This is a genomic window from Streptomyces sp. ATexAB-D23, from assembly GCF_000373645.1.
In the GTDB taxonomy this organism is placed as follows: domain Bacteria; phylum Actinomycetota; class Actinomycetes; order Streptomycetales; family Streptomycetaceae; genus Streptomyces; species Streptomyces castrisilvae.
Genome location: NZ_KB892001.1, coordinates 408222 through 428119 on the forward strand (window position 1 = coordinate 408222; position 19898 = coordinate 428119).

At 71.3% G+C, this 19898-nt stretch carries 11 protein-coding genes; 4 read left to right on the forward strand and 7 right to left on the reverse strand.

The window, feature by feature from the left end; genetic code table 11:
- Positions 1-22 precede the first annotated feature (22 nt).
- A complete protein-coding gene (locus B082_RS0101800; protein ID WP_018550106.1) occupies positions 23-427 on the forward strand; it encodes a MerR family transcriptional regulator in 405 nt (134 codons plus the stop codon).
- Between the two features lie 3 nt (positions 428-430).
- Positions 431-763 carry a thioredoxin gene (gene trxA / locus B082_RS0101805; RefSeq protein ID WP_018550107.1) on the forward strand — a complete coding sequence of 111 codons (333 nt, stop codon included), beginning with the start codon at positions 431-433 and terminating at the stop codon, positions 761-763.
- Between the two features lie 55 nt (positions 764-818).
- Here the strand turns inward: trxA and glgB are convergent, their stop codons facing one another.
- The 4 genes from glgB to B082_RS0101825 form a co-directional block, all read right to left on the reverse strand.
- The gene (gene glgB, locus B082_RS0101810; RefSeq protein WP_018550108.1) at positions 819-3284 is read right to left on the reverse strand and encodes a 1,4-alpha-glucan branching enzyme; all 2466 of its coding nucleotides are present in this window, start codon (positions 3282-3284) and stop codon (positions 819-821) included.
- Positions 3285-3350: 66 nt separating this feature from the next.
- Positions 3351-4748, reverse strand: a complete 1398-nt coding sequence (locus tag B082_RS0101815) for a maltokinase N-terminal cap-like domain-containing protein (protein WP_018550109.1) — start codon at positions 4746-4748, stop codon at positions 3351-3353.
- A 240-nt stretch (positions 4749-4988) separates the two neighbouring features.
- Positions 4989-6695 carry a maltose alpha-D-glucosyltransferase gene (gene treS / locus B082_RS0101820; protein WP_018550110.1) on the reverse strand — a complete coding sequence of 569 codons (1707 nt, stop codon included), beginning with the start codon at positions 6693-6695 and terminating at the stop codon, positions 4989-4991.
- Entirely contained in the window at positions 6692-8731 is a 2040-nt protein-coding gene (locus B082_RS0101825; RefSeq protein ID WP_026249326.1) for an alpha-1,4-glucan--maltose-1-phosphate maltosyltransferase, read from the reverse strand. Before B082_RS0101825 ends, treS begins: the two co-directional genes overlap by 4 nt.
- Before the next feature lie 576 nt (positions 8732-9307).
- On the opposite strand from B082_RS0101825, the gene glgP reads away from it, so the two are divergent.
- Positions 9308-11911 carry an alpha-glucan family phosphorylase gene (gene glgP / locus B082_RS0101830; RefSeq protein WP_199783738.1) on the forward strand — a complete coding sequence of 868 codons (2604 nt, stop codon included), beginning with the start codon at positions 9308-9310 and terminating at the stop codon, positions 11909-11911.
- A 226-nt stretch (positions 11912-12137) separates the two neighbouring features.
- Positions 12138-13361: an alginate lyase family protein gene (locus tag B082_RS0101835; protein ID WP_018550113.1), complete on the forward strand. Its 1224-nt coding sequence runs from the start codon at positions 12138-12140 to the stop codon at positions 13359-13361.
- 100 nt (positions 13362-13461) lie between these two features.
- On the opposite strand, the gene B082_RS0101840 is transcribed toward B082_RS0101835, so the two are convergent.
- The 3 genes from B082_RS0101840 to B082_RS0101850 all read right to left on the reverse strand — a co-directional run bounded on the left by B082_RS0101840 (position 13462) and on the right by B082_RS0101850 (position 19782).
- Complete coding sequence (locus tag B082_RS0101840; RefSeq protein WP_026249327.1) at positions 13462-15516, reverse strand: M4 family metallopeptidase; 2055 nt, start codon at positions 15514-15516, stop codon at positions 13462-13464.
- Between the two features lie 397 nt (positions 15517-15913).
- Entirely contained in the window at positions 15914-17803 is a 1890-nt protein-coding gene (locus tag B082_RS0101845; RefSeq protein WP_018550115.1) for an ABC transporter ATP-binding protein, read from the reverse strand.
- Positions 17800-19782 carry an ABC transporter ATP-binding protein gene (locus B082_RS0101850; protein ID WP_026249328.1) on the reverse strand — a complete coding sequence of 661 codons (1983 nt, stop codon included), beginning with the start codon at positions 19780-19782 and terminating at the stop codon, positions 17800-17802. Before B082_RS0101850 ends, B082_RS0101845 begins: the two co-directional genes overlap by 4 nt.
- Between the last annotated feature and the right edge of the window lie 116 nt (positions 19783-19898).

A 19898-nucleotide genomic window follows, 5' to 3' on the forward strand; every position in this document is an offset into this window, starting at 1 on the left:
CGTCAAGGATTACGGTCGCGGTATGCGAATCGGGGAGCTGGCCGAACGGGCCGGGACGACCACACGGGCGCTGCGCTACTACGAGTCGCGCGGGCTGCTGCCCGCGCGACGGGCGGTGAACGGCTACCGCACGTACGACGAGAGCGACCTGCGGCTGATCCAGCAGATCCGGACCCTCCAGGACTTCGGGTTCGACCTGGAGGAGACCCGCCCCTTCGTGGAGTGCCTGCGGGCGGGGCATCCGGCGGGGGACTCCTGCCCCGGTTCGCTGGCCGTCTACCGGCGCAAGCTCGGCGAGCTCGACGCGCTCATCGAGCAGCTGCGGACGGTCCGCTCGGAGGTGGGCGCCCAGCTGGCCCGCGCCGAGCTGGAGGCCTCCGCCGAACGGCCCGGCGGACCCGAACCACGCTGCGAACTGGGAGGATGACAGATGATCCAGGTAACGGGTGTCGACGAGGTCACCGACGAGACCTTCGACACCGAGGTGCTGGGCGAGGGGCGGCCCGTCCTGGTGGAGTTCACCGCCGACTGGTGCGGACCCTGCCGCCAGCTGGCCCCCGTCCTCGGCGCCGTCGCCGACGAGGAGCGCGAACGGCTCCGCGTCGTCCAGATCGACGTCGACCGCAACCCGGGGACCGCCGCCCGGTACGGCGTCCTGTCGATGCCCACCCTGATGGTGTTCCGCGCGGGCGAGCCGGTGAAGTCCATGGTGGGCGCCCGCCCGAAGCGCCGGCTTCTCCAGGAGCTGGCGGACGTGCTCTGAACCGCCCGGGGGGCGGGGGCCACCCACGGCCCCCGCCCCCCGGTCCGTCAGCCCGTCACACGGGCCTGAACCACACCGTCGCCAGCGGCGGCAGCGTCGGCGTCACGCTCGACGCCCTGCCGTGCGCCGCCACCTCCCGCGGCTTCAGCGGCTCACCGTTGAGCACATCGCTGCCGCCGTAGCGGGCCGCGTCCGTGTTCAGGACCTCCTCCCACGCCCGGGGCCCCTCCGGCACCCCGACGCGGTACTCGTGCCGCACCACCGGTGAGAAGTTGCAGACGGCCAGCAGCGGCGCGCCCTTCGCGTCGTGGCGCAGGAACGCGAACACATTGTCCTCGGCCGCGCCCCCGTCCACCCAGGCGAAGCCCTCCGGCAGGGTGTCGCGCTGCCAGAGCGCGGGCGTCGCCCCGTACACCCTGTTCAAGTCGCTCACCAGCGTCCGCACCCCGCGGTGGTCGCTCTCCGCCGCGTACGAGGGGTCCAGCAGCCACCAGTCCGGGCCGTGGCCCTCCGACCACTCGGCTCCCTGCGCGAACTCCTGGCCCATGAACAGCAGTTGCTTGCCGGGGTGGGCCCACATGAAGCCGAGGTAGGCGCGGTGGTTGGCGCGCTGCTGCCACCAGTCGCCGGGCATCTTGCTGACCAGGGCCCGCTTGCCGTGCACCACCTCGTCGTGCGAGATCGGCAGCACGTAGTTCTCGCTGTACGCGTACACCATCGAGAACGTCATCTCGTTGTGGTGGTACTTGCGGTGCACCGGCTCCTTGGAGACGTACACCAGCGAGTCGTGCATCCAGCCCATGTTCCACTTCAGGCCGAAGCCCAGGCCGCCCCGGTCGGTGGCCCGGGTGACCCCGTCCCAGGCGGTCGACTCCTCGGCGATGGTCACGACGCCCGGATTGCGCCGGTAGACCGTGGCGTTCATCTCCTGGAGGAAGGCGACCGCGTCCAGGTTCTCCCGGCCCCCGAACTCGTTGGGCGACCACTCGCCGTCCTCGCGCGAGTAGTCCAGGTAGAGCATCGAGGCGACCGCGTCCACCCGCAGCCCGTCGATGTGGAACTCCTCGCACCAGTACGTGGCGTTGGCGACCAGGAAGTTGCGCACCTCGGTCCGCCCGTAGTCGAACTCCAGGGTCCCCCAGTCCGGATGCGCGGCCCGCCTCGGGTCAGAGTGCTCGTACAGCGGGCGGCCGTCGAACTCCGCGAGCGCCCAGTCGTCGCGCGGGAAGTGCGCCGGCACCCAGTCCACGATGACGCCGATCCCCGCCCGGTGCAGCGCGTCGACCAGGAAGCGGAAGTCGTCCGGCGAACCCATCCGGGAGGTGGGGGCGTAGAAACCGGTGACCTGATAGCCCCAGGAACCCCCGAAGGGGTGCTCGGCCACCGGCATCAGCTCCACATGCGTGAAGCCCAGGTCCCTCACGTAGGCCGGGAGCTGCTCGGCGAGCTGCCGGTAGGTCAGGCCGGGCCGCCAGGACGCCAGGTGCACCTCGTACACCGAGAGCGGCGCCTCGTGCACGGGTACGTCCCCGCGCTTCGCCATCCACTCCTGGTCCTGCCAGACGTGGTGCGAGGCCGTCACGACCGAGGCGTTGGCCGGCGGCACCTCGGTGTGGCGGGCCATCGGGTCGGCGCGCATCGTGTGAGAACCGTCCGGGCGGCAGACGTCGAACTTGTACAACGCGCCCTCGCCGGTCCCGGGCAGGAACAGCTCCCACACCCCGGACGAACCGAGCGACCGCATCGGGAAGCCCGTGCCGTCCCAGTAGTTGAAGTCACCGCACACCCGGACGCCCCGGGCGTTGGGCGCCCACACCGTGAACCGGGTCCCGGCCACGCCCTGGTGCTCCATCGTCCGGGCACCGAGCGCCGTCCACAGCTCCTCGTGCCGGCCCTCCCCGATCAGGTGCAGATCCAGCTCCCCGAGCGCGGGCAGGAAGCGGTACGGGTCGTGGATCTCGATCTCGTTGTCCTCGTACGCCACCAGCAGCCGGTACTCCGGGACCGCCGGCACCGGCAGCAGGCCGGAGAACAACCCGTCCCCGTCGTCGTGCAGCGGCGCCCGCAGCCCCTTGGCCAGCACGGTCACGGACCGGGCGAACGGGCGCAGCACCCGGATCTCCACCCCGCCGCGCACCTGGCGCGCGCCCAGCAGGTCGTGCGGGGCGTGGTGCTCGCCCGCCAGGAGCCGGCCCCGGTCCCCGGCGTCCAGCTCACCGGCCGGGCGCAGGCCCTGGTTGCCCGCGCTGCGGGGGCGGGGCGGCGCGGCGGCCTTCTTCGCGCGCTTGGCCGGGGCGGCGGCCGCCGGCGCGGGCTTCTTCGCGGCCCGGGTGGCGCGCTTCTTCGCGGGCGGCGCGGCCGGCTGCGCCGATGCCGGGTTCCCGGCCGCCGGAGCGGCGACGGCCTCCGCGCGCTCGGCGGCCGCGGCGGCGACCTGGGGGGAGGAGAGGGCGGCGGCGAGCGGGGTCTCGGGGGCGGGGGCGGCGGGCTCGGGCTTGCGGGACGGCTTGCGGGCGGTCACAGGGACAGCCTCCTCGGAGGTGTTGGGGGGTGGGGCGGACGACGGGGGGTACGGGCGTCGCGGTGCTCAGCGGGCGGTGCCGGAGGCCAGGCGGTGGATGGCGGCCATCGGGACCGGGAGCCAGTCGGGCCGGTGCCGTGCCTCGTACAGCACCTCGTACACCGCCTTGTCGGTCTCGTGGGCGCGCAGCAGCTCCGGCTCGGCGCGCGGATCGGCGCCCGCCGACTCGGCGTATCCGTCGCAGTAGGCGTCCCGGCAGCGGGCCGCCCACTCGGGCTTCCAGGGCCGGTGCGAGCGGGCCGCGTAGTCGAAGGAGCGGAGCATGCCGGCCACGTCGCGCACCGGGGGCTGCGGGCTGCGGCGCTCCGGGAGCGGCCGGGCCGGCTCGCCCTCGAAGTCGATCAGCGACCAGAAGCCATCGGCGCCGCGCAGGGTCTGGCCGAGATGGAGGTCGCCGTGCACCCGCTGGGCGGCCCAGCCGCGCCCCCGGTGCCCGAGCGCGGTGACCGCGTCGAAGGCGGTACGCAGCCCGGGGACGTACGGCACCAGCTCGGGCACCGCGTGGGCGGCGGCCTCCAGGCGTTCCACCATGGCGGCGGCCAGCTCGTCGGTCTGGGAGCGGCGCAGCACCGGGGTGGGCAGGGCGGCGGCGAGCGCGGTGTGGACCTCGGCGGTGGCCCGGCCCAGCGCGTGGGCCTCGGCCAGGAAGTCGTGCCCGGTGGCCAGGGCGCGCAGGGCGAGCTGCCAGCCGTCCTGGGCACCCGGCAGGAAGGGCTGGAGCACCCCGAGCGTCAGCCGTTCCGGCGTCGCGGCCTCGAACCAGGCGACGGGCGCGGGCACCCGCCCGCACCCCTCGCGGGAGAGCGCGAGCGGCAGTTCGAGGTCGGGGTTGGTGCCGGGGAAGACCCGGCGGAAGATCTTCAGGATGTAGGAGTTGCCGTACACCAGTGAGGAGTTGGACTGTTCGGTGTCCAGCACGCGCGGCGGCAGGTCCTGGGGGATGGGCTCGGCGCCCCGGTCGAAGCGGACGGCGCCGAGCCGGCCCGGGGTGCGCAATCGTTCCAGCAGAAGGGCCGCCAGGTGCGGATCGTGCAGGCCCTCGTAGACGGTCAGCCCGGCCAGCGGCCCGTCCTGCACCCGGCCGATGAGGGCGGGCGCCAGATGCTGCGGCGGCGCGGAGCGCACCCCGAGCAGCAACTGGTAGCAGTCGATGGGCGGCTGGGCGGGCATGGTGGGCTGATGGACCCGTACCAGCAGGTGCAGGAGCCCGGGGGCGCGGTCGTCGTCGGCGCGGTCCACCGGCAGTATCTCGGTGGCCGAGACGAGCGAGAACGCGGTGATGGAGCGCCCCTTCCCCGCGAACCACCGCTGCCGGGGCAGCCATTCGTGGAGCAGCGGTCCGAGAGACGGAAGCAGGGCTGTGCTGTTCGCCAGGGTGACCTGAGCGGATGCAGCCTCCGACATGGCATCGCGTCCTTTCCCCGGGCACACCACAGGATGCGAAGAGTGTCCCGGATTGCGGCATTGGCTGTCCGGCTGTGCGGGACGTGTCGGGTCAGGATGATCCGTACGGACTCGACATGAGGGGATCGAAACGCCAGGAGGATCCAGGAAGCTTCCTGAACCGCCCGGTATGGGGGGAGGGTGCCCCGTGCGGGGCGGCGGAAACCGCCCCGCGGTGGCGCCGGGCGGCCCGGCGCGGGGTCAGTTCGGCGGCGCGTCCTTGCGCAGCCGGAACCAGTAGAAGCCGTGTCCCGCGAGCGTCAGCAGGTAGGGCCACTGACCGATGGGGGGGAAGCGCACCCCGCCGATCAGCTCCACCGGATGACGCCCGTTGAAGGACCTGAGGTCGAGCTCGGTCGGCTGCGCGAACCGCGAGAAGTTGTGGACGCACAGCACCAGGTCGTCCCCGTGCTCCCGGGTGAAGGCGAGCACCGCCGGGTTGGACGACGGCAGTTCGTTGTACGTGCCGAGGCCGAACGCCGGGTTCTGCTTGCGGATCTCGATCATCCGCCGGGTCCAGTGCAGCAGCGAGGACGGGGAGGCCATCGACGCCTCGACGTTGGTGACCTGGTAGCCGTAGACCGGGTCCATGATCGTGGGGAGGAACAGCCGCCCCGGATCGCTGGAGGAGAAGCCGGCGTTGCGGTCGGGCGTCCACTGCATCGGGGTGCGTACGGCGTCCCGGTCGCCCAGCCAGATGTTGTCGCCCATCCCGATCTCGTCCCCGTAGTAGAGGATCGGGGAGCCCGGCAGCGACAGCAGCAGCGCGGTGAACAGCTCGATCTGGTTGCGGTCGTTGTCCAGCAACGGGGCGAGGCGGCGGCGGATGCCGATGTTGGCGCGCATCCGCGGGTCCTTGGCGTACTCCGCGTACATGTAGTCGCGTTCTTCGTCCGTGACCATTTCGAGGGTCAGCTCGTCGTGGTTGCGCAGGAAGATGCCCCACTGGCAGCCCGAGGGGATCGCCGGTGTCTTGGCCAGGATTTCCGAGACCGGGTAGCGGCTCTCACGTCGTACGGCCATGAAGATCCGCGGCATCACGGGGAAGTGGAACGCCATGTGGCACTCGTCGCCGCCGCCCCGGTAGTCGCCGAAGTAGTCGACGACGTCCTCCGGCCACTGGTTGGCCTCGGCGAGCAGGACCGTGTCCGGGTAGTCGGCGTCGATCTCCTTGCGGACCCGCTTGAGGAAGTTGTGGGTCTCGGGGAGGTTCTCGCAGTTGGTGCCCTCGCGCTGGTAGAGGTAGGGCACGGCGTCGACCCGGAAGCCGTCGATGCCGAGGTCCAGCCAGAAGCGGAGCGCGGAGATGATCTCCTCCTGCACCGCCGGGTTCTCGTAGTTGAGATCGGGCTGGTGCGAGAAGAACCGGTGCCAGTAGTACTGCTTGCGCACCGGGTCGAAGGTCCAGTTGGACGTCTCGGTGTCGACGAAGATGATCCGGGCGTCCTGGAACTGCTTGTCGTCGTCGGCCCAGACGTAGTAGTCGCCGTACGGCCCGTCCGGGTCGGTCCGGGACTGCTGGAACCAGTCGTGCTGGTCGCTGGTGTGGTTCATGACGAAGTCGATGATCACGCGCATGCCGCGCTGGTGGGCGGCGTCGACGAACTCCACGAAGTCGGCGAGGTCGCCGAACTCCGGCAGCACGGCGGTGTAGTCGGAGACGTCGTAACCGCCGTCGCGCAGCGGCGACTTGAAGAACGGCGGCAGCCAGAGGCAGTCGACGCCCAGCCACTGGAGGTAGTCCAGCTTGGCGGTGATCCCCTTCAGGTCTCCGATGCCGTCGCCGTTGGAGTCCTGGAAGGACCGGACGAGGACCTCGTAGAAAACGGCACGCTTGAACCAGTCGGGATCGCGGTCCTTGGCCGGGGTGTCCGCGAACAGGTCGTGGACGGGCTCATTGACGATCATGGTGTGGGTGACCCTCCGGTCGGCGGGGACGGTCGCAGGACGGCGATGTGCGCGGGCGTCACGCCCGGCTCCAGACGCACATAGAAGGTCCTGCCCCAGTGATAGGAAGTGCCGGTGAGCTCGTCGCGCACCGGCACGCTCTCGTGCCGGTCGAGGCCGAGTCGCGGCATGTCCAACGAGACGGTCGCCTCCTGGGTGTGGTGCGGGTCGAGGTTGACGACCACCAGAAGGATGTTCGAACCGGAGCGCTTGCTGTACACGATCAGGGCGTCGTTGTCGGACGTGTGGAAGTGCACGTCACGCAGCTGTTGCAGCGCCGGGTGGCGGCGCCTGATCCGGTTGAGCGAGGTGATGAGCGGGGCCAGCGAACGGCCCTCACGCTCTGCGGCTTCCCAGTCCCTGGGCCGGATCTCGTACTTCTCCGAGTTGAGGTACTCCTCACTGCCGTGGTCGGTCGGGGTGTTCTCGCACAGCTCGAACCCCGCGTACACCCCCCAGGAGGGGGAGAGGGTCGCCGCGAGCACCGCCCGTGCCTCGAAGGCCGGCCTGCCGCCCTCCTGAAGGTATCCGGGAAGGATGTCGGGGGTGTTCACGAAGAAATTCGGCCTCATGAACGAGGCGGTCTCACCGGCCAGTTCGGTCACGTAATCCGTGATTTCCTGCCTGCTGTTGCGCCAGGTGAAATACGTGTACGACTGCTGGAAACCGATGGTGGCCAGGGTGTGCATCATCGCGGGCCGGGTGAATGCCTCGGCCAGGAAGATCACATCGGGATCGGTACGGTTGATCTCGGTGATCACTTTCTCCCAGAAGATCACCGGTTTCGTGTGCGGATTGTCGACGCGGAAGATCCGCACGCCCCGGTCCATCCAGAACCGGAGGATGCGCACGCTCTCCGTGACGATTCCTGGGAGATCCTTGTCGAAGGCGATCGGGAAGATGTCCTGGTATTTCTTCGGCGGATTCTCCGCATAGGCGATGCTGCCGTCCGCCCGGTGCTGGAACCACTCGGGGTGTTTCTCGACCCACGGATGGTCCGGCGAGCACTGGAGCGCGAAATCCAGGGCCACTTCCATCCGCAGGTTGCGGGCCGTCTCCACGAAGTGGTCGAAGTCCTCCAGCGTGCCGAGGTCCGGGTGGACCGCGTCGTGGCCGCCCTCGGCCGAACCGATCGCCCACGGCACGCCCACGTCGTGCGGAGCGGGCGTCAGCGAGTTGTTCGGGCCCTTGCGGTGGGTCGTGCCGATGGGGTGGACGGGCGGCAGATAGACCACGTCGAACCCCATCGCGGCGACCGCGGGCAGCCGCTCGGCCGCCGTGCGGAACGTGCCGCTGACGATCCGGGGCGGCTCCGGCGCGGCCGCGGCCTTCGCCTTGCGCCCCTTGCGCGGTGCCTTCGCGGGTTCGACCCTGGCCCCCTCGGAGCGCGGGAACATCTCGTACCAGGAGCCGTACAGCGCGCGCCGGCGCTCGACGACCAGCGGGTGCGGGCGCGAGGCCGTGACCAGCTCACGCAGGGGGTGGCGGGCCAGCGCGTCGGCGGCCTCGGGGGCCAGGGCCGCCGCGAGCCGCGCCCCGGCCTGCCGGGACTCGTCGCGCAGCGCGTCGACCGCGGCCAGCACCGCCTCGCGGCCGTCCCGCTTGGGCACGCCCTCGGCGGCCCGTTCGTACAGCTCGGCCCCCTCGGCGAGCACCAGCGCGGTGTCGATGCCCGCCGGGATCTTGATCAGCGCCGCATGCCGCCAGGTGGCGACCGGATCGCTCCACGCCTCGACGGTGTACGTCCAGCGGCCCTCGGCGTCCGGTGTCACATCGGCGCCCCAGCGGTCGGTGCCGGGGGCCAGTTCGCGCATCGGCGTCCACGGGCCCGGACGCCCGCCAGGACCGCGCAGCACCACATTGGCCGCCACCGCGTCGTGGCCCTCCCGGAAAACGGTCGCGGTGACCTGGAAGGTCTCACCGGCAACGGCCTTCGCTGGCCTTCTGCCGCAATCGACGAGCGGATGGACGTCGAGGACGGGAATGCGACCGATCATGGAATCACCTGGGGACTGGATCTCGGACTCGACAAGGCGTGCGGCGGGCACCGGAGGCTGAACGCGCGCGCCGCGAGGGTGGGGTCGCGTCCTTTCTAGTCGCTCGGTGGATGGCTGGTGGGGTGTGGGCATGGCCGCTCCTGTCCGCGTTCACTCGAATGGCAGCCGAAACAGGTCGTATACAAACCGGGGGCCGATCACGGGCGGCCCGGGAATGAATCGTGCGCCTGCCGGAAATGAACCCTCGCCGGCTGTCATCCGAATGCATTCGTACCGGGTACCGGAGAAGCCTTCCCCCGCAGCACGGTGGGTCAATCCGGTGACAAGCCGTCCGCTCGGGCGTACGGAGGAGTTCCGATAACGCCTGTGCCGGACGGGTCCGGTTGTGCGTGCGGTGGCGAAAGGGGCGTACGGGACCGGAGTGCACGGATACCCGGACGCACCGGTCGCACTCCGCCCGGTATGCGCGCGCCGTGCCGCGGCCGGCGGCCCGCGGCTACCGTCGAGGGTGACGGAGCGGCGCACATGGTGGTGCGTCCCGCTCCGATTCGTACGTCCCCTGTAAAGGTGGAACGCGTGAAGGCCATTCGTCGATTCACCGTGCGTCCCGTCCTCCCCGACTCCCTCCAACCCCTCAGCGAGCTGGCGCGCAACCTGCGCTGGTCCTGGCACACCGAGACCCGTGAGCTCTTCCGTGCCGTCGACCCGGCGGCCGGCCCCGCGGCGGAGTGCGACCCCGTACGCCTGCTCGGTTCCGTCTCCGCGGGGCGGCTCGCCGAGCTGGCCGGGGACGAAGCGTTCCTGCACCGGCTCGCCGAGGCGTCCGCCGACCTCCGGGAGTACCTCCAGGGACCCCGGTGGTACCAGGAGCAGCGTGAACAGGGCGGCGCGCTCCCCGCCGCCATCGCCTACTTCTCACCCGAATTCGGGGTGACCGCCGCCCTCCCGCAGTACTCCGGCGGGCTCGGCATCCTCGCCGGCGACCACCTCAAGGCCGCCAGCGACCTGGGCGTCCCGCTCATCGGGGTCGGCCTGCTCTACCGCCACGGCTACTTCCGCCAGAGCCTGTCCAGGGACGGCTGGCAGCAGGAGCACTACCCCGTCCTCGACCCCAACGAACTGCCGCTCACCCTGGTCCGGGAGGCCGACGGCACCCCCAGCCAGGTCGTCCTCGCACTGCCCGGCGGCCGCTCCCTGCACGCCCAGATCTGGCAGGCCCACGTCGGCCGGGTCCCGCTGCTCATGCTCGACTCCGGCGTCGAGGAGAACGCCCCGGGCGAACGCGAGGTCACCGACCGGCTGTACGGCGGCGGCAGCGAACACCGGCTGCTCCAGGAAATGCTGCTGGGCATCGGCGGGGTCCGCGCGGTGCGCACCTACTGCCGGCTCACCGGCCACCTGGCACCCGAGGTGTTCCACACCAACGAGGGCCACGCCGGCTTCCTCGGCCTCGAACGCGTCCGCGAGCTGGCCACGACGGGCCTGGACTTCGACGCGTCGGTGGAGTCCGTCCGCGCCGGGACCGTCTTCACCACCCACACCCCGGTCCCGGCCGGAATCGACCGCTTCGACCGCGAGCTCGTCGCCCGTCACTTCGGCGAGGACGGCGAACTCCCCGGCGTACCCGCCGACCGGGTCCTGGAACTGGGCACCGAGACCTACACGGGCGGCGACCCGGGCGTCTTCAACATGGCGGTGATGGGGCTGCGGCTCGCCCAGCGCGCCAACGGCGTCTCCACGCTGCACGGCGAGGTGAGCCGGGAGATGTTCGCCGGGCTCTGGCCGGGCTTCGACGCCCCCGAGGTGCCCATCACCTCCGTCACCAACGGGGTCCACGCACCCACCTGGGTCGCCCCCGAGGTCTACCGGCTGCGGACCGAGTCCGGCGGCACACCGGGGCGGTGGGACTCCGTGGCGTCCATCCCCGGCCGGCAGCTGTGGGAGCTGCGCCGGACCCTGCGCGAACAGCTGGTGACCGAGGTGCGGCAGCGGCTGCACGCCTCCTGGCTCACCCGGGGCGCGCTCCCCGCCGAGCTGGGCTGGATCGACGGTGTGCTGGACCCTGGCGTCCTCACGATCGGCTTCGCCCGCCGCGTCCCCTCGTACAAGCGGCTGACGCTGATGCTGCGGGACCGGGACCGGCTGCGCGGGCTGCTGCTGCACCCGGAGCGGCCGATCCAGATCGTCGTCGCGGGCAAGGCGCACCCGGCCGACGACAGCGGGAAGCGGCTGGTCCAGGAGCTGGTCAGGTTCGCCGACGACCCCCGCGTCCGCCACCGCATCGTCTTCCTGCCCGACTACGGGATGGCGATGGCCCAGAAGCTCTACCCGGGCTGCGACGTCTGGCTGAACAACCCGCTGCGCCCGCTGGAGGCCTGTGGGACGAGCGGGATGAAGGCCGCGCTCAACGGCTGCCTCAACCTGTCCGTGCTGGACGGCTGGTGGGACGAGTGGTTCGAGCCGGACTTCGGCTGGGCGATCCCGACGGCCGAGGGCAGCGCCCTGGACGAGGACCGGCGCGACGACCTGGAGGCGGGCGCCCTGTACGAGCTGATCGAGGACCGGGTCGCGCCACGCTTCTACGACCGCGGCGACGAGGGGCTGCCGGGACGCTGGATCGAGATGGTCCGCCGCACGCTGGGCACGCTGGGGCCCAAGGTGCTCGCCGACCGGATGGTCCAGGAGTACGTGGAGCGGCTGTACACCCCGGCCGCCGTCGCCCAGCGGTCCCTGGGCGTGCCGCAGGCCCGGGAGCTGGCCGCCTGGAAGGCGAAGGTCACGGCGGCCTGGCCGAGGGTGGCCGTCGACCATGTGGAGGCGGTGACGCCGACCGGGTCCGGTACGTCGGCGGAGCTGGGCTCCACGCCGGCGCTGCGGGTCCGGATCACCCTCGGCGCCCTGGAGCCGGACGACGTCGAGGTGCAGGCGGTGGCCGGGCGGGTGGACTCGGCCGACGCGATCTTCGACGCCCAGGTCTTCCCGCTGAAACCGGCGGGCGGCCAGGATCTGGAGGGCCGCTGGCTGTACGAGGGCCCGCTCGCCCTGGACCGGACGGGACCGTACGGCTACACCGTGCGGGTGCTGCCTGCCCACCGGCTGCTGGCCCATGGCGCCGAACTCGGCCTGGTCGCGCAGCCGACGGGCGTGGCGGGCGAGGGCGCGGGCGTGCTGATGCGCTGACGGTCCGTGTCACCGGGGCCCGGCACCGCGGGGTGCCGGGCCCTCCGGCTGCCCGGGTGCGGGTCCTTCGCTTTCTGAACACAAGTCCTTGACGTGTCCATGGGATGCCTTTAAGTTCCTCACTCATTGCAGCGTTCACAGCTCGACCCGATGTTCACGGATATGAACTCCCTGTGATCCGGGCCGAGTTGTGGGCCCCTCCCTCCGCACCGGAAGGCAGCCCCACATGCGCACCGGAACCATCGGACGCGGCCTCGGCCTCGCCGCCGCCCTCGCGGCCCTGCTCACCGGCATCTCCATGACCCCGGCCTCGGCCGGCCGGGCCGGGCCGGACGCCGCCCCGGCGGCGGCGCGGGCCGCCGCCCCCGCGTCCTTCACCCATCCCGGCGTACTCGTCAGCCGCCCCCAGCTCGACTTCGTACGCGCCAAGGTGCAGGCCGGGGCGCAGCCCTGGAAGAGCGCGTACGACCAGATGATGGCGAGCAAGTACGCCTCGCTCGGCCGCACGGCCAAACCCCGCGCCGTCGTGGAGTGCGGCTCCTACTCCAACCCCAACAACGGCTGCACCGACGAGCGCGAGGACGCGATAGCGGCCTACACCCTCTCGCTGGCCTGGTACATCACCCAGGACAGCCGCTACGCCGCCAAGGCCGTCGAGATCATGGACGCCTGGTCGGCCGTGATCCGGGACCACACCAACAGCAACGCGCCCCTCCAGACCGGCTGGGCCGGCTCGTCCTGGCCCCGGGCCGCCGAGATCATCAAGTACACGTACGGCAGCTGGCCGAACTCCGGCCGTTTCGCCACCATGCTGCGCGACGTCTACCTGCCCAAGGTCATCAACGGCTCGAACAGCAACGGCAACTGGGAACTCAGCATGACCGAGGCCGCGATCGGCATCTCGGTCTTCCTGGAGGACCGCGCCTCGTACGACAAGGCCGTCACCAAGTTCCGCGGACGTGTCCCCGCGTACATCTATGTGACCGAGGACGGCGCGCTGCCGAAGACCGCGCCGGGCAGCGGCCTGGACACCCGCGACAAGATCATCAACTACTGGCAGGGCCAGTCGACCTTCATGAACGGCCTCTCGCAGGAGACCTGCCGGGATCTGACCCACACCGGTTACGGGATCTCCGCCATCTCGCACATCGCCGAGACCAGCCGGATCCAGGGGCAGGACCTCTACCCGGAGATCGCCGAACGGCTGCGCCACGCCCTCGGTCTGCACGCCACGTACCAGGTCGGCAACCCCGTTCCGTCGAACCTGTGCGGCGGGAGCCTCAAGGACAGTCTCGGTCCGGTCACCGAGGTCGGGTACAACGCGCTGCACAACCGGATGGGCATCGCGATGACCAACACCGCGACGCTGACCGAGCGGCAGCGGCCCGCCGGGTCCAACAACCTGTTCGTCGCCTGGGAGACCCTGACCCACGCGGACAACCCGAACTGACCGCACACGGCGCAGCCGCCCGGGAGGAGATGTCTCCTCCCGGGCGGGATGCCGCGTCAGCGGCGGATCGTGCGGTGGGGGATGGTGTGTCGCGTCGGGATCAGAAGGTCAGCTTGAAGCTGTTGATCTTCCCGGTGTCCCCGGAGTAGACGTCCTGGACCTTGAGCTTCCAGGTGCCGTTGGCCGTCTCCGACGAGGCGTTGACCGTGTAGGTCGTCTTGACGTTGTCCGCCGAGTCGCTGATGTCGGAGTTCTTCAGCCGGTAGGTGCTGCCGTCCGGGGCGACGAGGTCGATGACCAGGTCACCGCGGTAGGTGTGGGTGATGTCCACGCCGACCTTGAGGGCGCTGGGCGCGTTGCCGGTGCGGCCGGTGACGCTGACCGAGCTGGTGACGGCCGAGCCGTGGTCGGGGATGGAGACGGCGGTGGCGTTCTCGAAGACCGTGCCGTCACCGGGCTCGCCCGGGTCGGTGCCGCCGCCGGAGCGCTCACCGACGTTGATGCCGGCCCACGCGTCCTGCACCGCCTTGTACTCGGTGCTGGTCGCGCCGTACAGGTCGGCGGCCACGGCGAGCGTGCCGGTGCGGGCCGCCGCGTAGTTGGTGGTGGAGGTGAACTTGGTGGTGAGCGCCTTGAACCAGATCTGCTCGGCCTTGTCGCGGCCGATGCCGGTCACCGGCAGGCCGTCGGAGGTCGGGGAGTCGTAGCTGACGCCGTTGATGGTCTTGGTGCCGCTGCCCTCCGAGAGGAGGTAGAAGAAGTGGTTCGCCGGGCCCGACGAGTAGTGCACGTCGATGTTGCCGATGCCCGAGTACCAGGCGTCGGGGGACGTGCCGTCCCGGCTCGGCTTGTCCTGGTAGCGCAGCGGCGAACCGTCACCGAAGATGTTGATCTTCTCGCCGATGAGGTAGTCGCCCTTGTCGGTGGCGTTGTCGGCGTAGAACTCGACGGCGGTGCCGAAGATGTCGCTGGTCGCCTCGTTGAGGCCGCCGGACTCACCGCTGTAGTTCAGGCCGGCAGTGTTGGAGGTGACACCGTGGCTCATCTCGTGGGCCGCGACGTCCAGTGCGGTCAGCGGCGCGGCGTTGCCGCTGCCGTCGCCGTACGTCATGCAGAAGCAGCTGTCGGTCCAGAAGGCGTTCACGTAGTTGTTGCCGTAGTGGACGCGGGAGTACGCGCCGACGCCGTCGCCCTTGATGCCGGTCCGGCCGTGGACGTTCTTGTAGTAGTCCCAGGTCTCGGCCGCACCGTAGTGGGCGTCCGCCGCCGCGGTCTCCGGGCTGGTGCCGATGCCGTCGCCCCAGACGTCGTCGGCGCCGGAGAAGAGGGTGCCGGTGCCGGACGTACCGTGGTTCAGGTTGTACGTCTTGTGGTTGCCGCGCGTGGTGTCGGTCAGGTTGTACGAGCCGGCGGTCCCGGAGGTGTCCAGGGTGACCTGGCCGCTGTACTCCGTGTTGCCGATGCCGGTCTCGATCGCCTGCCACTCGTAGAGCTTGGCGCCGGAGCCGGCGTCGGTGATGACGTGCAGCTCGTTGGGGGTGCCGTCCTCCTGGAGGCCGCCGACCACGGTCTCGTAGGCGAGCTGCGGGGTGCCGGAGGCCAGCCAGACGACCTTGCGGGGGGCCTTGTCGGCGGCGGTCTTGGACGAGCCGTTCGCCTTGGCCAGGCCGACGGCCTGCTTCTCGGCGGCCGCGGGGGTCACGTCCGCGGTCAGGCCGACGGCCTTGAGCTGTGCCGCGGTGGCGTTGGACGCCTTGGTGATGCTCTGGGTCACGCCGGCCTTCGACTCCTGGACGACCAGGTCGCCACCGAGGACGGGGAGTCCGTCGAGGGTGCGCTCGTACCGGGTGTGCGTGGTGCCGTCGACGTCCTGGATGACGTCCTTGACGAGGAGCTTCTCCTGCGCGCCGAGACCGAGCTCCTTGGCGGTGGCCGCCGTGCTCGCGGTGGCCTCGCGGATCAGCTCGGCACGCTGCGAGGGCGAGAGCTGCTTGGGCAGGGCGCCGGGGTTCGCCGTGGAGGCGGTGGCGGCCTTGGGGGTGCCCGCGTCCGGTGCGGCCGAGGCCGACCCGGTCTGCACTCCTACGGCGAGGAGGGCTGCTGCGGCTATCAGAGCGCCGGTCGCGGTGGTACGACGGCTGGGCGTGGATCTCACGCGGACTCCTTCTGCGAGGGGGGTACCGGCGGCTGGGTGAGCCGTCCGGGCAGAGCAAGCAGTGCGCAGAACGGGGTGAAGCGTGTCAGCCGATGGCCGGTCCTGTCAGGGCCCCGTCAAGAATTTGGCCGGAACTCGTCCGTTGCCGGAATGGTCATGTTCGTTAAGCGGACGTTTCGCCGGTGTTCACGGCGGGCCCCCGGGGGACGGCCCGGGGGCCTTCGTGGCCCCAACGTGCAGGGGCGCGTCGAGATCGTGACGGACTTGACCATGTGCTACGGGATTGTGAAGAACCGGAAAGTTCCCACCTGGCGAGACGGCCGGCGAGTGTGGCGCGTTCCCGGCCGTCCTCCCTCGTACGGCGAAGGAGGACGGCCGGGCGCCGGCGCCGGGAACGTCAGGCCAGGCTCTCCCGCCAGGCGCGGTGCAGGCCGGCGAACCGGCCCGTGCCGGCGATGAGTTCGGCGGGGGATCCGTCCTCCACGATCCGCCCGTGCTCCATCACCAGCACCCGGTCCGCGACCTCCACGGTCGACAGCCGGTGCGCGATCACCATCGCGGTGCGGCCGTGCAGCACGGTGTCCATCGCCTGCTGCACCGCCCGCTCGCCGGGGATGTCGAGCGAGCTGGTCGCCTCGTCGAGGATCAGCACCGCCGGGTCCGCGAGCAGGGCGCGGGCGAACGCCACCAACTGGCGCTGACCTGCCGAGATCCGGCCGCCCCGCTTGCGTACGTCGGTGTCGTAGCCGTCGGGCAGACCGGTGATGAAGTCGTGGGCGCCGATCGCCTTCGCCGCCTGCTCGATCTCCTCGCGGCTCGCCTCCGGCCGGCCGATCGCGATGTTCTCGGCGACCGTCCCGGAGAACAGGAACGCCTCCTGCGTCACCATCACCACCCCGCGCCGCAGCTCGGGCATGGCGAGGTCCCGCAGGTCGGTGCCGTCCAGCAGGACCCGGCCCTCGGTCGGGTCGTAGAAGCGGGCCAGCAGCTTGGCGAGCGTCGACTTGCCCGCGCCCGTGGAACCCACCACCGCCACGGTCTGCCCGGCGGGGACGGTCAGGTCGAAGGCGGGCAGCACCTCACCACCCGTGCGGTACGCGAAGCTCACCGAGTCGAAGACCACCTCGCGGCCCGGCCGGCCGCCCTCCCTGGCCGGCAGCTCGCGCGGCTCCAGGGCCTCCGGGACAGTGGGCCGCTGGGCCAGCAGGCCGGCGACCTTCTCCAGCGAGGCCGCGGCCGACTCGAAGGAGTTGAGGAACATGCTCAGGCGGTCGATCGGGTCGTAGAGCCGCCGCAGATAGAGCACCATCGCCGCCAGCACGCCGAGCGCGAGCCCGCCGGAGGCGACGCGGTAGGCGCCCCACAGTACGATTCCGGCCACCGCCGTGTTGGCGACCAGTCGCGAGCCGACGACATAGCGGGCGTTCTCCAGCATCGCGTCGCCGTTGGTTCCCTGGTGACGCACGTTCAGCTCCCGGAAGGCCGCGTCGTTGACGGGCTCGCGGCGGAAGGCCTGGACGGGCCGGATGCCGTTCATCGTCTCCGCGAACTTCACGATGACCGCGGCGATGGCCGTCGAACGGGCCGCGAAGATCACCGAGGAGCGGCGCCGGTAGAGCTGCACCAGCAGGTACAGCGGCACGAACGACGCCACGGCCGCCGCGCCCGTGGCGAGGTCCAGCCAGAGCAGCAGCACGGCGATGGAGATGAACGACAACAGGACGTGGATCAGTTCCTGGAGCCCCTCGTCCAGCAGCTCCCGCAGCGACTCCAGGTCCGTGGTGGAACGCGAGATCAGCCGCCCCGAGGTGTACCGCTCGTGGAAGTCCACGCTCAGCGCCTGCGCATGCCGGAAGATCCGGCCGCGCAGGTCGAGCAGCACGTCCTGGTTGACCAGCGCGGACATCCGGATGAACGCGTACTGGAGGGCCCCCGCACCGGCCGCGCACAGCGCGTAGCCCACCGCCACGGCGATCAGCGGCCCGTAGTCGTTGTCGCGGAACGCGGGCACCCCGCTGTCGATCGCGTAGGCCACCAGCAGCGGGCCCGCCTGCACCGCGGCCTGCTGCACCAGCAGGAACAGGGCGGAAGCGGCGACCCGGCCCCGCATCGGGCGCAGCAGCGAGCGGAGCAGCTGCCAGGTGGCGCCGCGCGGGGCGGGCAGATCATCGCGGTCGAAGGGGTCGCCGTCCCCCTTCGCGGGCGGCCCGTCCGCCGACGGCGCGAGGCGCTCGTCCTCGTCGCCGCCGCCCGGCTCCGCCGGCCGTCCGGTCGTGGTGCTCGTCATCGGGTGCTGCCCTCCTCGGCAGGGGCCATCGCGCCCAGGGAATCGTCTTCGGCCGTCCGCGTACCGGGCGGGCCGTCGCCTGTCTGTGTACCGGGCGTCCCGGTGCCGGGCCCGGCGCTTGCGTCCTCGCCGGCCGGAACGTCCTCGCCGCCCGGAAGGTTCATCCCGGCCGTAACGTCCTCGCCGGCCGGGATGTCCTCGGTCCCGGTGCCCGTGCCGGACATCAGCCAGGCGTACTCGGCGCTGGTGCGCAGCAGCTCCTGATGGGTGCCGACCGCGCTGATCCGGCCCTGGGACAGCAGCGCCACCCGGTCCGCGAGCATCACGGTGGACGGCCGGTGCGCGACGACCACCGCCGTCGTCTCCTCCAGGACGCGCCGCAGCGCCGCCTCCACCCGCGCCTCCGTGTGCACGTCGAGCGCCGAGAGCGGGTCGTCCAGCACCAGGAAGCGCGGCCGGCCCACCACGGCCCTGGCCAGGGCGAGGCGCTGGCGCTGGCCGCCGGACAGACTCAGGCCCTGCTCGCCGACCTCGGTCCCGACGCCGTGCGGCAGCTCGTGGACGAAGTCGGCCTGTGCGACCGACAGCGCCCGCCGCAACTCCTCGTCGCCCGCCCCGGCAGCGCCCATCAGCACGTTCTCCCCGACGCTCGCCGAGAAGAGCGTCGGCTCCTCGAACGCCACCGACACCAGCTCCCGCAGCCGGGCGCGCGGCATGGCGGTGATGTCCTCGCCGTCCAGGGTGATCCGCCCCGCCGTGGCCTCGTGCAGCCGGGGCACCAGGGAGGTCAGTGTCGTCTTGCCGGAGCCCGTCGCCCCGACCAGGGCCATCGTCTCGCCGGGCCGGATGTGCAGATCGATCCGGGCGAGGACGGGCGCGGAGCCCTCCTCCGCGTCCGGGTAACGGAACTCGACGCCCTCGAAGCGCATGCCGCCGGCCTCCGGGGCCGCTGCGGTGCCGTCCCCGGCCGCCGCCGCGGCGTCCTCCTCCTCGGCGACGTCCATCACCTCGAAGAACCGCTCGGTCGCCGTCGCCGACTCCTGGCTCATCGCCAGCAGGAAGCCGATCGACTCGACCGGCCAGCGCAGCGCGAGCGCCGTGGAGAGGAACGCGACCAGGGTGCCCGCCGACAGGCCGCCGTCCGCGACCTCGATCGTGCCGAAGACCAGCGCCGCCCCGATGGCGAGTTCCGGCAGCGTCGTGATGACGGCCCAGATCCCCGCGAGCAGCCGGGCCTTGCCCAGCTCCGTGGTGCGCAGCCGCTGCGCGAGGACGCGGAAGGCCTGGGCCTGGCTGCGGTGCCGGCCGAAGCCCTTGATGATGCGGATGCCCAGCACGCTCTCCTCGACCACGGTCGTCAGATCGCCGACCTGGTCCTGCGCCGCGCGCGCCACCTTCGCGTACTTCGTCTCGAAGGCCGAGCAGATGATCACGAGCGGGACGACGGGGGCGAGCAGCACCAGGCCCAGCGTCCACTCCTGGAACAGCAGGATCACGAAGCCGACCAGGATCGTGGTGCCGTTGACCAGCAGGAAGGTCAGCGGGAAGACCAGGAACATGCGCAGCAGCATCAGGTCCGTCGTCCCGCGCGACAGCAGCTGCCCCGAGGGCCAGCGGTCGTGGAAGGAGACGGGCAGGCGCTGGAGGTGCCGGTAGAGGTCGGCCCGCATCGACGCCTCGAAACCGGCCAGCGGACGCGCCACCAGCCATCGCCGCACGCCGAACAGCACCGCCTCCGCGATGCCCAGGAGCAGCAGGAACAGCGCGCCGAGCCAGACCCCGCCCGGGTCCCCGTCGGCGACCGGGCCGTCCACGATCCACTTCAGGATCAGCGGGATCACCAGGCCCAGACAGGAGGCGACGACCGCCACCAGGGCCGCGCTGAACAGCCGGGTCCGTACCGGCTTCACATATGGCCACAACCGCAGAAGAGAACGTACGGCGGACCGGTCCTTGGGCTCTACATGTTCCTGGTGCATCAGGGTGAGCCTACGGTCCGTCCGGGGAATCGTTCCTGTTGTTTTTGTCCCGCCGTCCGACTCCCGGCACGCGGGGTACGGGGGCGGGGTCGTAGAGCCGCATCAACCGATCGGAC